The following is a 14,315-nucleotide window of genomic DNA, read 5'->3' as shown; positions in this document are numbered from 1 at the left end:
ATGGAAAAGATAGATAAGGTAACGGTGATAGGTATTGCTGGAGGTACAGGTTCTGGCAAGACAACAGTAGTAAAGAAACTCGTAGAAGTGCTGCCGCCGCATTATGTAGCAGTGGTGCCGCTCGACTCTTATTATAATGACACCTCGCATATGACGGAAGAGGAACGCCATCAAATTAATTTCGACCATCCGTCGGCTTTCGACTGGAAACTCTTGCATCAGCAGCTTGCTGATTTGCGTGCAGGCAAGGCAATAGAGCAGCCTACTTACAGTTATCTCAAATGCAATCGTGAACCGGAGACGATTCTTGTAGAGCCAAAGCCGGTAGTGATTATTGAGGGTATCATGACCTTGGTGGATAAGAAATTGCGCAGCTTGATGGACCTGAAGGTATTTGTAGATACCGATGCTGATGAACGCTTGATTCGTAATATTCAGCGTGATACGATAGACAGAGGTAGAACGGTATCAATGGTCGTAGACCGTTATCTCAAGGTTCTTAAGCCTATGCACGAGCAGTTTATCGAGCCAACCAAGCGTTATGCAGATATCATCATTCCGCAGGGAGGTGAGAATGAAAAGGGTATTAGTATCCTTTGTCGCTATGTAGAGGGACTCGTAGAAAAATAATAAAAATAGCCTCGCAAGTTTGAAGATACTTGTGAGGCTATTTTGTTTTCTATTCAATAAAAGTAACTTCTTCGTTTTGGGTACTGGTAGAATCTGAGTCTACTACGATGTTGTTCTTTTGGTTGTTCTTTCTCTGCCAGTTACGTCGGTTGTTGGAAATCTTGAAGGCATTGGCGCATTCTACTACACCGTATACCAACATGGCCCAACCGATGATGAGCAATGGGGCTGAGGCTAAGGCAGAAGGCTTGATGACTGCCAGTATACCCAAGAGCAGAAGGGCTGAAGGCATAAGCCAGTAGATGATGCCCACACGCCCCATCTTGGCAGCTGTTACCAGATTTGCCATTTGAGTGATGGCACCCAAGATCAGGATTGCCGAAAGGATAAACATCAGCCATGCGATGAATACATTTGGCATCAATGCCAGAATCATGCCGAGAATCAGACTGCCCAAACCAACGATAGGGAAGTTGGGCTTGATTCCGATAATCTGTTTGCCGTTGGCGTCAGAAAGCATCTGGCCTTGCATCTTCTCTGCAGTTCTCTTAGCGCTGAAGTAGGAGATGAGGGAGATGGCTCCTGAAAGGAAAAACAACACACCGATAGCGATGGTAATCCATGTGACTGTCTGTTCGCGGTATTGGATGAGTAAAACACCAATGATGATGGCGCAGACGGCACGAAACAAAGAACTATGTACTACTTTCATACTTATCTTTTTTAAAACGATTTTGCAATGTTATATTAATCTTTATGCAAAAATACGAAAGAAAATTGAGAAAGCATGATTTTTATGATTTATTTAACGCAAATTATTCCTTATTTTCGCCAATTATGAGTAATTTTGTAAGCAAAAACTATAAGCTATGACAAAGTTATATCTTGTGCGCCATGGTGAGACCGTGGATAATGCTGCTCAGATCATGCAGGGGCAGACACCGGGCAAGCTGAATGCGAAAGGTATTGAGCAAGCTGGGGAGGTTGCCAGGAAGATGGTAAACGAACCTATTGATGCCTTCGTTTCCAGTGATCTGTATCGCAGTATTCAGACTTGTAAGATTATTGCCCGTCCTCATATAGAAGTTCTCTCTCTGACTGGTAATCTGACAGATGAGGAGCTTGATGCTCATATCGTTACCACTCCATTGCTGAGAGAGCGGGATTGGGGTGACTTTACGGGTAAGTTCATTCCTTCCTTGCCTAAGGATCCAAAGGATTGGCCTGATAATATAGAAACTTTGGAAAGGATGAAGTCCAGAGCTCAGAATTTTCTTACCTGGCTCAAGGTTGCTTATCCCGATAAGACTATTCTGGCAGTGGGACATGGCATCATCAATAAGGCGATTCAGAGTGTCTATTTCAAACGCCCGATGAATCAGATAGAGAAAATGGCAAATGCAGAAGTGAGGGTTCTGATACTTTAAGTGAAGAATGAAGAACGAAGAGTGAAGAAACAACGTTCGGCGGCCGAAGGGAAAGCCAATTCATATGCTTTACTAATCATAAAGCTCAAAGTTCAAAGCTCAACGTTCAAAGTAACAAGTTTAAAAATCAAAGTTCAAAGCAAATGAATAAAATAGCTCTTATCACAGGTGCAACAAGCGGAATAGGCGAAGGTTGCGCTCGCCGCTTTGCAAGAGGTGGTTACAATCTTATTATCACTGGTAGAAATACTGGCAAGTTGGAAATCCTGAAAAAGGAATTAGAGGCAGAAGGCACTGAAGTCTTGGCTTTAGCTTTCGATGTCCGTAATCGTGAGGCAGCAAAGAAGGCTGTAGATTATATTCCTGATGCATGGCGCAATATTGATGTGCTGATCAATAATGCCGGATTGGCTCGTGGTCTGGAACCGGAGTATGAAGGTGATTTTGAGGATTGGGATCAGATGATTGATACCAATATCAAGGGACTTCTTACCATGACTCGCCTGATTGTGCCTGGCATGATTAAACGTAATCATGGTCATATTATCAATATTGGTAGTGTGGCAGGAGATGCTGCTTACGCCGGAGGCAATGTTTATTGTGCCACCAAGGCTGCCGTTAAAGCTATCTCTGATGGGTTGCGTATTGATGTGGCACATACCAAGGTGCGTGTAACCAATGTGAAACCTGGATTGGTAGAAACCAATTTCTCTAATGTCCGTTTCCATGGTGATAATGCGCGAGCTGACCAGGTTTATCGTGGTATCACTCCTTTGAATGGTGATGATGTGGCTGACGTGGCTTACTATGCAGCTTCTGCTCCTGAACATGTGCAGATAGCAGAGGTGCTGGTTCTTGCTACGCATCAGGCAAACGGAACGGTTATCCATCGCGATTAGTCGCATATTATAGGAGTTAAAGGAGTTAAGACGTATGTCTTGCTGCTTAAAATCTACGCCAAAAAGACTGTTGTCTTAACTCCTTTAACTTCTTATTATATAATATGGCAGAGACGGTTGATGTCGCTCTCAAAAGTCTCGCGATTCTTTGCCTTTGCTCTCATCCCCGATTTATAGTTGTAGATGGTCTGGGTGGAATAATGCAGCAGGGTGGCTATCTCCTGACTGTCGGTTATGCCTAGTCGCATCAATGTATAGATACGGATTTCCGTGGTCAGGGTGTGGGCAGTAGGAAGTTCCAGCTGGCATTCTGGCAGCAGGAGCTTGTTCAACTCCGTCACGAAACCGGGATACAGTTCCATGAACGCCTTGTCGAAGCGGTTGTAGAACATCTGTGACTCCTCCTCTTCCATCTTGTGGGTGTTGAGGGTTTTCAGCAGGTCGGCAGTCTGGTTAGCCTTGATCTTTCGGTTCACCAGTTTGCGGTAATCTGACAATTTTCTGATATATGCCGCACTGATGTCCATGAAGAGTCGCATGTAGGTCTCTCGCTTGATGTTTGTTTCTATCAGCTGCTGGTTCAGCTGGGTGAGCTGTGCGTTCATTTCTTTCTGTTTCTCGTTCTGCTCTTCTATTTCCTGCTTGTTTTTCTTCAGCTTGTTCTTCTGTCGGTTGTTGACGAAGGAGAGAATGAGGATGATGATGAGTGCTACGCTAACACCGATGAAGCCGAAGAGGAAACGGGTACGTGATTTCTCGGCAGCCTGCTGGTTGGCAGAAGCAATGACTGGAAGGATATTGGAAATTTCCATCATGCGCAGTCGGTTGTTGAAGAACTGGGCGTCTTCCATCGTGTGCTGGATGTATTTGGCAGCTCTCTTACTGTTGCTTGCATCCTTTTTAAAAAGAAAGTAGGCAAGTTTCTGCAGGGCTAACGTTTCCTTGAGCTGGCATAGGCCATCACTCACAGATGCTTCCACGAGATATTTCTCGTAGAGATCGAAGTTACCTGTAAGTTTGTAATATCTGGCGACACCGTATGCCGACATGGCATGGATGCGTGATTTGGCTGGAGACATCTTCACTGCCTTCATGAAATGGTAGAGCGACTGCTTGCTGGTAGGCTCATTCAAATAGATGTTTTCGCCTAGCAGATAATTGTAGTAGACGGTGTTTCTGCTATCTTCTTTGAAACTCTGGAGCAAGAGATTCATGTAATGCTTCCTTTGGGTGCGGAATTCTTTTGCGTAATCAGAGTTTTGGGCGTATGATTCCCAGTAATTATAGATCCAGGCGAAGGTATAGTAATAGTATAACTTCAGCTTGTAGGGCATCGTGTCGGGATGGAGTGATTCGAGCAGAGCTTCGGCTTTGTCATAGAATCCCCTTACCGAGAGTACTGACGCCCGGTTAATCTGGTTGAGAGTTATATAATAGGTATCGTTGATCTTCTGTGCCAACTCCAGTCCACGCTGCATGTAAGCGTATGCCGAGTCGTAGCGGTAGGCGCTGTAGGCACGGTATATGCTGTCAAGGAAAAGGAGTCGGGTCTTGTCATCTTCTGCATCAAAGGCTACCTGTTTCAGATGTTTGAGCTCGTTTTCCTTGATATCTTGATAATGCTTGTCGTTATCAATCATGTAGTCGATACGCTCAAGGAGCTTTTTCTCGTCGGTTTTGCTTTGAGCGAGCAGTGGCATCATAAGCATAAGAAGTATTAGTAATAGTCTCATCTTCTGTTTATGTTTTGTAAATGACATAATTGTAGTCTGAAAAGGATAAAATTAGTCTATTTGTCGTTTTTGTGTTGCAAAGATACAAATAAAAAATGGTATTATAGTATTTACTTTGATAAAAATGGTTAATTTTGTAAGTTTTTGATTTAAAACAAGTTAGAAAGGTGGAATTTTACTTTCCATTTACTTTTCTGCTACTTAGGGATACAACTGTAGATTTTTTGTAGTATCTTTGCAATCGAAAAAAGAAAAAAGTAGTTATTATACTACCACTTCAAGTCTTCTAAGGTAAATATTCCTTTTGTTGATTTAGTATGTTGATTTAAATAAAAAACAGGTTTTAGTTTATCTAAGGGAAAAGAAAATTAGTGTATTAGGTTAAACCCGTCAGGCTCTTGTGAAAGATTCTGGCGGTTTTTTTGTCTTCTTCATTTTCCATTTTTAGGGTTTACACCTTATTTATATATTATTAATACAAATTCCTCTGCTATTTTTTGGGAATCTCAGAAATAATCTGTACTTTTGCCACATAGTTTTATTAAAAGGTAATATTTAACGACCAATGAATATTTTAGTAACAGGCGCTAATGGCCAGTTGGGTCATGAAATGCAGATTTGCGCCAAAAGAAGCAATCACAAGTTTGTCTTCACCGATGTGGCTGAAGGCTATGAGAAATTGGATATCACTAATCTTGACGCTATCCGTGCCAGCGTAAAGGAGAATGATATTCAGGTTATCGTTAATTGTGCAGCTTATACCAACGTGGATAAGGCTGAGAGTGATTTTGATTTAGCCAATTTACTTAATAATACTGCGGCTGGCAATTTGGCTCAGGCAATGAAGGAAGTAGATGGTACCCTCATTCATGTTAGTACCGACTATGTGTTCCAAGGCGATAAGAATATTCCTTGTAAGGAAGATTGGGAAACCAATCCGCTTGGTGTATATGGTAAGACCAAATTGGCGGGTGAAAAGAGTATCGAGGATACGGGCTGCAAGCATATCATTATTCGCACTGCTTGGCTCTACTCTCAGTGGGGAAAGAATTTCGTGAAGACCATGCAGAGTCTCACGGCTAGCCACGACACCCTGAAGGTGGTATTCGATCAGGTGGGTACTCCTACTTATGCCGGTGACCTTGCTGCTGTCATCTCTCACATCATCGAGACCAACCAACTTGACAAGACCGGCATCTATCACTTCTCTAACGAGGGTGTATGCTCCTGGTTTGACTTTGCCAAGATTATCTGCGAACTCAGCGGCAACACCTGCGATATTCAACCATGCTACAGCGAGGAGTTCCCAAGCCCAGTGAAGCGTCCTCACTTCTCTGTGCTCGACAAGAGCAAGCTGAAGCAGACCTTCGGTTTTAAGGTGCCATACTGGACTGACAGTTTGAAGAAGTGTATCGCCGAATTGGCGGAAGCAAAATAATAAAGAGTTAGAAGCTTTAGTAGCTTCTGCTCAAAAAAACGAATCATAAAGTTCAAAGTTCAATTTTCAAAGTTCAAAGTAAATGAAGAATATCATTATCACGGGCGGTGCTGGTTTCATCGGCTCACACGTTGTAAGACTTTTCGTGAACAAATATCCTGAGTATCACATCATCAACCTCGACAAGTTGACTTACGCAGGTAACCTGGCTAACCTCAAAGACATTGAGGACAAGCCTAACTATACTTTCGTTAAGGGCGATATCTGCGATTTCGACCAGATGTTGAAGCTGATGCAGGACTACAAGGTGGATGGCATCATCCATCTCGCTGCCGAGAGTCATGTAGATAGAAGTATCAAGGATCCTTTCACCTTCGCTCAGACCAACGTGATGGGTACCCTGTCTCTGCTCCAGGCGGCAAAGATTTACTGGGAGAGCCTTCCAGAGGGTTACGAGGGCAAGCGTTTCTACCACATCTCTACCGATGAGGTGTATGGTGCCTTGCAGATGACTCATCCTGAGGGCGTTTCTGCTCCTTTCACTACCAAGGCATCCAGCGGTAAGAACCACGAGGCTTACGGCGAGGAGTTCTTCCTGGAGACTACCAAGTACAATCCTCACTCTCCATACTCAGCATCTAAGGCAAGCTCAGACCACTTCGTCCGTGCTTTCCACGATACATACGGTATGCCAACCATCGTGACCAACTGCTCTAACAACTACGGTCCATACCAGTTCCCAGAGAAGTTGATTCCGCTGTTCATCAACAACATCCTTCATCGCAAGCCATTGCCAGTATATGGTAAGGGTGAGAACGTGCGCGACTGGTTGTATGTAGTGGATCATGCCCGTGCCATCGATATGATTTTCCACAAGGGCAAGATTGCCGAGACTTACAACATCGGCGGTTTTAACGAGTGGAAGAACATAGATATCATCAAGGTGGTTATCAAGACCGTTGATAGATTGCTCGGTAGAAAGGAAGGCGAGGATATGGATCTCATCACCTACGTAACAGACAGAAAGGGTCACGATATGCGTTATGCCATCGACTCTAGAAAGTTGCAGAAGGAATTGGGTTGGGAGCCATCTCTCCAGTTTGAGGAGGGTATCGAGGAAACCGTAAAATGGTATCTTGATAACCAGGAATGGATGGACAACGTAACCTCTGGTGATTACCAAAAGTACTACGACAACATGTATTCCAATCGATAATTGATACATATTATTATACATAAAGTCCTGCATTTGCCACTCAGTCAAATGCAGGATTTTTTGTTTTATACGATAAAAAACGACTAAATCTATTATTATTTCTTAATTTTCAATCATTATTTTCCGGAAAACTGAAAAGTACAGAATATTTTTCTATCTTTGCAAATCCTATCATTGAAGTCTTGTGAATTTCTCTTAGATTGAATAGGAATAAAACAGAAATGAAATAAAATAAACTGGTATGGAAAAAAAAATAGTATTTAGCTTGGCAATAGCTTTGGCATCCTTATCTAGCCTTCCTGTACAAGGACAGAAAAAGGTAGTTCCATTAAAATATGGAAACATGGATCACTGGGTGATTAGAAACATCAAGGAGTCGGCTATCATTGGTGGAAATCAGAAAACCATCTATGCCGTAGGACCTAATATGACCCTCAATGGTAATACTCCTTATACCAACAAGGGTGGTTCCCCCTGGGGATCATCCAATGTTCTGGCACATGTTTCGGGTATCTACAAAACCAATAACTCGGTTTATCGTGACAAGCGTGGCAATGGATATTGCGCTAAATTGGAAACCCATATAGAGAAAGTGAAGGTGCTTGGACTTATCAATATCAAGGTTCTGGCAGCAGGTTCCCTTTTCCTGGGTGATGTACGTGAACCGATTACGAGTACCAAAGATGGTCCGAAAGCCATCAATTGGGGTATTCCGTTCACTGCACGTCCTAAGGCAGTACAATTTGACTATAAAACATATATGCCTCAATCAGCTAACCGTATCAAGCAGAATGGATTCAGTGGAGCATCCACTGTAGCAGGTCGCGACTATGCCATTGCCGTACTCTATTTGCAGAAGCGCCATGAAGATGCTCAGGGAAACATCACAGCCAAACGAGTGGGCACGATGGTAGTAAAGTATGGAAAAAGTACCAACGGATGGGTGAATGATGCTACTTATACCATTCATTATGGCGATATCCGTCACATGGCTGGTTATGATGCTGCTACGATGGGACTTCGCTCTACCGACTATGCCCGCAACAGCAAGGGAAAAAGTGTGCCGGTAAGGGAAACCGGATGGGCGGGCAATCATGAGACGCCTACGCATCTTATCCTGCAGTTCTCTTCATCCCATGGTGGAGCCTATATCGGTACACCGGGTAATACATTGTGGATAGATAATGTGGCATTGGTTTACGAGTAAAAATCACATGTAGAATCAAGATTATAGACATTATGAAGCATATTCTGACAATACTAGTCATGATGATGGCATTGGGCTGTTATGCCTTTGAGCCATTTTCGCAAGATACAATCCCCTCACAGCAGATGGCGGATACAACCCGGCATGCCAGAAAATCATGGATGACACGATTTCTTGACTATTTTAATGATGCCAACAAAAACAAGGAGCATAAGCGGTTTGACTTCAGTATCATCGGAGGTCCTCACTATGCTTCTGATACGAAGTTTGGCTTAGGAATGGTAGCGGCAGGTCTTTATCGTTCAGACGCCAATGATACCCTACTTCCTCCTTCCAATGTTTCGCTTTTCGGTGATGTGAGCACGGTAGGTTTCTATATGTTGGGTGTTCGTGGAAATCATATAGCACCTCGTGGTCGTTATCGCATAGATTATCGTCTTTATTTCTATTCTTTCCCTTCTGATTTCTGGGGAATAGGTTATGAGATGGGTGATAACGATGACAATAAGAGCGACATGAAACGATGGCAGGCACAGGCTGAGGCTGCTTTCCTGTTCCGGGTGGCAGACAATTTCTATGTTGGTCCGATGGCTAGTTATGATTATGTAATTGGTAAGCACATTGAGCGTCCGGAGTTACTGAATGGAATGGATCACCATACATGGAATGTGGGAGCCGGTGTATCGCTGGTATATGATAATCGTGATAATCTTACCAATCCGCATCGGGGCATCTATCTCAATCTGAAGCAGATGTTCCGCCCTCGATTTATGGGAAATGATTATGCCTTCAGTACCACAAAATTCCGCTTTGACAGCTATCAGCAGTTGGGAGAGGGTACGGTTCTTGCCGAAGATTTAGGAGCAAATTTCAATTTCGGCAATCCTTCATGGGGTATGATGGCCAATTTAGGTGGTACCAGCTCTATGCGTGGTTATTACGAGGGTCGTTACCGTGACAAGCATTCCTTGGAGGCTACGGTGGAGTTGCGCCAACATGTTTGGAAACGGAATGGCATCGTGGTTTGGGCTGGAGCTGGAACCGTTTTTCCTAAATTCTCTGAATTGCGCAGTAATCGGATTTTGCCTAATGTTGGTGTGGGTTACCGATGGGAGTTTAAGAAGAATGTCAATGTGCGTTTGGATTATGGATTTGGTAAGTCGGGACAGTCTGGCTTTCTGTTTAATATCAATGAGGCATTTTAATACAAGAGAAGAATGAATCGTTTATCCTATATATATAATAAGGTGTCATCGGGGCAATTTCTGTATGCTTATGCCGTGGTGGCATTGTTGTTGCCTAATATAGCCTTGTGTTATACCGAGTGTTTGACTCCGTGGGCATGTGGTGTCAATGTGTTGCTGCCTTTGTCGCTGTATATGTTGTTCTTTTCTGCGGCTAAGCGTCCTGGTAAGATGATATGGTGGGCATTTATCTTTGTCTTTTTCGCTGCGTTCCAGCTGGTATTGCTTTATCTTTTCGGAACGGGAGTGATAGCGGTAGATATGTTTTTGAATCTCGTAACTACCAATCCCGGTGAGGCGATGGAGCTGCTCGATAATCTGGCTCCTGCCGTGGTTGGTGTCTTCGTGGTTTATTTGCCCTTGCTTATCCTGGGGGGTGTCATTATCAGAAGAGATAGCCGGTTGTCGGTTTCTTTCCAGCAGAGAGTCCGCCATTGGGCAATGCAGATTGGGGCTATAGGACTGTTCTGTCTGCTGGCAAGCTATCTGATGGTGGATGATTACCGTATGCGCAATCAGCTTTATCCCGTCAATATCTGTTACAACCTTTATCTGGCTTTTGAGCGCAATGCTGCTTCAGAGAATTATAAGGAGGCAAGCCGTAATTTTAAGTTTGAGGCTAAAAGTGAGCGCTCGCTCTATGCACCTGAGGTGTATGTAATGGTGGTAGGAGAGACGGCTCGTGCCCATAACTTCAGTCTTTATGGGTATCCTCGTGATACCAATCCACTGCTCTCCAAAACGCAGGGTATCAAAGCTTTCCCGAATGTGACAACTCAGAGCAATACTACTCATAAGAGTGTTCCGATGCTTCTGTCTGCTGCATCGGCAGAGGATTTTGAGCGCCTTTTTCATGAGAAAGGCATCCTGGCGGCCTTTAAGGAAGCCGGATTCTATACTGTGTTTATCAGCAACCAGTTGCCAAATCATTCGTTTATCGATTTTTTGGGAGAACAGGCTGATGAACATTATTTTCTGAAGAAAGAGGATGCTTTGCAAGGTAATCATTATGATGAGGATTTGTTGCAGAAACTGGATGAGATATTGCCCAAGGCTGATGCTTCCTCGTCTGCCCATTACCGTTATCGCAAGCTCTTCGTGGTTCTTCATACCTATGGTTCTCACTTCAATTATCAGGAGCGTTATCCCCGTAGTTTCGCTTATTTCAAGCCCGATAGCAGAAGTGAGGCAAAGTCGGAGAATCGGCGTGACCTCTTGAATGCCTATGATAATACCATCCGATATACCGATTATATCCTGCATGGTATCATTGAACGTCTGCAGAAATGGGAGGGGATACAGACTAAGACGGATGGGGTATATGGTCAGCCTATATCAGCGATGCTCTATACCAGCGATCATGGAGAGAATATCTTCGATGATGATCGCCACCTCTTCCTTCATGCTGCCCCGAAGGCTTCGGATTACGAACTGCATGTGCCTTTCATCATCTGGACTTCTGAAGGATTCAGTAAACAATATCCGGATATATTGAAGGCATTGGGAGAAAATCGGTCAAAACAGGTACAGAGCAGTCTTTCGGCTTTTCATACCATGTTGGGCATCGGTGGCATTCAGACCCATTATCGTCAGGATGAATACTCGGTGGCAAGTGATAAATATCATCCGGTAAAGTTGCTCTATCTCGATGATCATGACGAGGCAATACCGCAGGAAGATGCCAAGTTTTTGCGTTAAATTCTAAGCCAAAAGGCTTTCTTACAGCAAAATATATGAAAAGAGTTTTCGTAAATATCAATTATTTACGAAAACTCTTTGTCGTATCTATAAATTGCTGTAACTTTGCACCCGGATTTAGATAATAATAAAAATACAGTTGTTATGGAACCAACTCGAAAAATCGAAAAGGTGAGCATGCGCAACCTCCGCATGGAGGATTATGACCAGCTTGCCAAGTCATTTAAGCGTATTTACGCAGACTCAGATGTATTCTGGACAAAAGAACAAATTAAGAAACTCATTACAATCTTCCCTGAGGGACAGGTGGTTATTATCGTTGACGATAAGATTGTGGGCTGTGCGCTCTCCATCATTGTCAACTATAATATGGTGAAAGGCGACCATACCTATGCTCAGGTGACAGGCAATGAAACCTTCAATACCCACCAGCCAAACGGCAATATCCTTTATGGTATTGAGGTATTTATCCACCCAGATTATCGTGGCTTGCGATTGGCTCGTCGTATGTATGAGTATCGCAAGGAACTCTGCGAGAAGCTCAACTTGAAGGCTATCATGTTTGGTGGTCGTATTCCAAACTATCATAAGTATGCCGACAAGATGCGCCCTAAGGAGTATATCGAACACGTAAGAAACCGTGAGATTTACGACCCGGTTCTTACTTTCCAACTCTCCAACGATTTCCACGTACGCCGTGTGATTCGCAACTATCTTCCTAGTGATGAGGAGAGCGAACACTGTGCAACCCTCTTGCAGTGGGATAATATCTACTATCAGCCACCTACGGATTCCTACGTAGACCGCAAGCCAACCGTAAGAATCGGATTGGTACAGTGGCAGATGCGCCCATACGCTTCGGTAGATGACCTCTTTGAACAGGTTGAGTTCTTTGTGGATTCCGTAAGCGACTACAAGAGCGATTTCATTCTCTTCCCTGAGTATTTCAATGCGCCGTTGATGGCACGTTTCAATGATTTGGGTGAGGCACAGAGCATCCGCAAGATGGCTCAATATACAGAAGAAATCCGTGACCGTTTCCGTGAACTGGCCATCAGCTACAACATCAATATCATTACCGGTAGTATGCCTTATCTCAAGGACGATTCCCTCTATAACGTCGGTTTCCTTTGCCGTAGAGATGGTAGCGTGGATATGTATGAGAAGATTCACGTAACTCCAGATGAGCAGAAGTGCTGGGGATTGAGTGGCGGTAGCCATATCCAGACTTTCGATACCGATTGTGGTAAGATTGGTATCGTCATCTGCTATGATGTGGAGTTCCCTGAACTTTCCCGTCTGATGGCAGAGGATGGTATGCAGATTCTCTTCGTTCCATTCATGACCGATACGCAGAATGCTTACTCTAGAGTAAGAGTCTGTGCACAGGCTCGTGCCATCGAGAATGAGTGCTATGTAGCCATTGCAGGTAGTGTGGGCAACTTGCCCCGTGTTCACAACATGGATATCCAGTATGCCCAGAGTGCTGTATTCACCCCTTGCGACTTCGCCTTCCCTAACGATGGCAAGCGTTCGGAGGCAACACCTAATACTGAGATGATTCTCGTATCAGATGTAGATTTGAACCTCTTGAACGAGCTTCATACCTACGGTGCCGTTCGAAATCTTCGTGATCGCCGCAAGGATCTGTATGACTTGAAGCAGAAGAAGTAAGTTAAGTGAAGAGTGAAGAACGAAGAGTGAAGAATTCAATTGTATTGATATATAGATATAAAGAATGTATAAGATAGAAATCTCGGAGCGCACGCTCCACTTTAAGCAGCCAGCAGGCACGTCTCGTGGAGTTTATACCACGAGACACAGTTATTATCTGACTCTTACTTCGGATGAAATGCCGGGGATAGAAGGAGTGGGAGAGTGTGCTACGCTCCCTGATTTGAGTTGCGATGCCAAACCGGAATATGCTGTTACCCTTCGACAGGTGTGCCAGATAGTGGAACAGATGGGACGCATCCCTTACGATATGATTCGTGCCTATCCTAGCATCACCTTCGGACTGGAAACAGCCTTTGCTTCGTGCTTCGATGCAGCGAAGAAGCAGGGAGTAAGTGTCTCTGTTCCAGCTGGAATGGAGAACCTGGCCAATCTCTTCGACTCTCCTTTCGGACGAGGAGAAGAGGGCATTACCATCAACGGACTGGTATGGATGGGCACCTATGAGGAGATGCTGGCTCGGTTGGAGGAGAAGCTCCAGGCAGGTTTCCATTGTGTGAAACTGAAGATTGGTGCCATCGATTTCTTTAAGGAACTCAATCTTATCAAGCGTATTCGTGATGTCTATACCCGTGATCAGGTAGAACTCAGAGTAGATGCCAATGGTGGATTCCTGCCGGAGAATGCGATGAGTCAGCTGGAGGCTTTGGCTAAGTATGATATCCATTCCATTGAGCAGCCTATCAAGCAGCATCAGTGGTCTAAAATGGCTCAGCTCTGTCGCGAAACACCGCTTCCTATCGCCCTGGACGAGGAACTGATTGGTGTGAATGTCCGTAGTATGAAGCAGGCTTTGCTCGATACCGTCCGCCCTCAGTATATCATCCTGAAGCCTTCGCTTCATGGTGGAATCTATGGATGTAACGAGTGGATTGAGTTGGCTAACCAGCGTGGCATCGGCAGTTGGATTACCTCGGCTTTGGAGAGCAATATCGGTCTCCATGCCATTGCCCATTATGCTGCCAAGGTATATGGTCCTAATGTCCAGATGCCGCAAGGTCTGGGCACCGGTCAGCTCTTTACCGATAACATCCCAATGCCTTTGGAGATTCGGGGTGATCAATTATTTGTCGTAAAATAACTTAGGAA

Annotated in this window: 12 protein-coding genes; 10 read left to right on the top strand and 2 right to left on the bottom strand. The window is 44.2% G+C overall.

From position 1 onward, the window contains the following. On the top strand, nucleotides 1–630 hold the full coding sequence (udk, locus tag ACQRBJ_RS03340; RefSeq protein ID WP_294971691.1) for a uridine kinase: 630 nt from the start codon (nucleotides 1–3) through the stop codon (nucleotides 628–630). Nucleotides 631–679: 49 nt separating this feature from the next. On the opposite strand, the gene ACQRBJ_RS03335 is transcribed toward udk, so the two are convergent. Beyond that, a complete protein-coding gene (locus tag ACQRBJ_RS03335) occupies nucleotides 680–1,342 on the bottom strand; it encodes a DUF308 domain-containing protein (protein WP_294971695.1) in 663 nt (220 codons plus the stop codon). Nucleotides 1,343–1,499: 157 nt separating this feature from the next. Here ACQRBJ_RS03335 and ACQRBJ_RS03330 point away from each other — a divergent pair, with 157 nt between their 5' ends. Both ACQRBJ_RS03330 and ACQRBJ_RS03325 read left to right on the top strand, forming a co-directional pair. Beyond that, nucleotides 1,500–2,057 (top strand): histidine phosphatase family protein, encoded by a 558-nt coding sequence (locus ACQRBJ_RS03330; RefSeq protein ID WP_294971697.1) that lies wholly within the window; start codon nucleotides 1,500–1,502, stop codon nucleotides 2,055–2,057. 143 nt (nucleotides 2,058–2,200) lie between these two features. Then, nucleotides 2,201–2,956 carry an SDR family oxidoreductase gene (locus ACQRBJ_RS03325; RefSeq protein WP_217761429.1) on the top strand — a complete coding sequence of 252 codons (756 nt, stop codon included), beginning with the start codon at nucleotides 2,201–2,203 and terminating at the stop codon, nucleotides 2,954–2,956. A gap of 95 nt (nucleotides 2,957–3,051) precedes the next feature. Here ACQRBJ_RS03325 and ACQRBJ_RS03320 read toward each other — a convergent pair whose 3' ends face one another. After that, a complete protein-coding gene (locus ACQRBJ_RS03320; RefSeq protein WP_445302853.1) occupies nucleotides 3,052–4,689 on the bottom strand; it encodes a DUF6377 domain-containing protein in 1,638 nt (545 codons plus the stop codon). Nucleotides 4,690–5,254: 565 nt separating this feature from the next. Here ACQRBJ_RS03320 and rfbD point away from each other — a divergent pair. The 7 genes from rfbD to ACQRBJ_RS03285 all read left to right on the top strand — a co-directional run bounded on the left by rfbD (nucleotide 5,255) and on the right by ACQRBJ_RS03285 (nucleotide 14,307). Continuing rightward, complete coding sequence (gene rfbD / locus ACQRBJ_RS03315; RefSeq protein WP_445302852.1) at nucleotides 5,255–6,127, top strand: dTDP-4-dehydrorhamnose reductase; 873 nt, start codon at nucleotides 5,255–5,257, stop codon at nucleotides 6,125–6,127. Nucleotides 6,128–6,209: 82 nt separating this feature from the next. Then, nucleotides 6,210–7,343, top strand: coding sequence for a dTDP-glucose 4,6-dehydratase (locus ACQRBJ_RS03310; RefSeq protein WP_445302851.1), 1,134 nt, complete (start codon nucleotides 6,210–6,212; stop codon nucleotides 7,341–7,343). Between the two features lie 241 nt (nucleotides 7,344–7,584). After that, nucleotides 7,585–8,550 (top strand): PCMD domain-containing protein, encoded by a 966-nt coding sequence (locus ACQRBJ_RS03305; protein ID WP_153123199.1) that lies wholly within the window; start codon nucleotides 7,585–7,587, stop codon nucleotides 8,548–8,550. 125 nt (nucleotides 8,551–8,675) lie between these two features. Beyond that, nucleotides 8,676–9,755, top strand: a complete 1,080-nt coding sequence (locus tag ACQRBJ_RS03300; protein ID WP_294971421.1) for a BamA/TamA family outer membrane protein — start codon at nucleotides 8,676–8,678, stop codon at nucleotides 9,753–9,755. 12 nt (nucleotides 9,756–9,767) lie between these two features. Beyond that, nucleotides 9,768–11,492, top strand: coding sequence for a sulfatase-like hydrolase/transferase (locus ACQRBJ_RS03295; RefSeq protein ID WP_445302850.1), 1,725 nt, complete (start codon nucleotides 9,768–9,770; stop codon nucleotides 11,490–11,492). A gap of 144 nt (nucleotides 11,493–11,636) precedes the next feature. Then, nucleotides 11,637–13,166 carry a bifunctional GNAT family N-acetyltransferase/carbon-nitrogen hydrolase family protein gene (locus tag ACQRBJ_RS03290; RefSeq protein WP_293629499.1) on the top strand — a complete coding sequence of 510 codons (1,530 nt, stop codon included), beginning with the start codon at nucleotides 11,637–11,639 and terminating at the stop codon, nucleotides 13,164–13,166. Nucleotides 13,167–13,230: 64 nt separating this feature from the next. Next, nucleotides 13,231–14,307 carry an o-succinylbenzoate synthase gene (locus ACQRBJ_RS03285; RefSeq protein WP_445302849.1) on the top strand — a complete coding sequence of 359 codons (1,077 nt, stop codon included), beginning with the start codon at nucleotides 13,231–13,233 and terminating at the stop codon, nucleotides 14,305–14,307. Nucleotides 14,308–14,315: the final 8 nt, after the last annotated feature.

It is taken from the genome of Prevotella sp. SGI.167, from assembly GCF_050313615.1.
Lineage (GTDB): Bacteria > Bacteroidota > Bacteroidia > Bacteroidales > Bacteroidaceae > Prevotella.
This window is presented reverse-complemented; position numbering and strand designations above follow the sequence as displayed.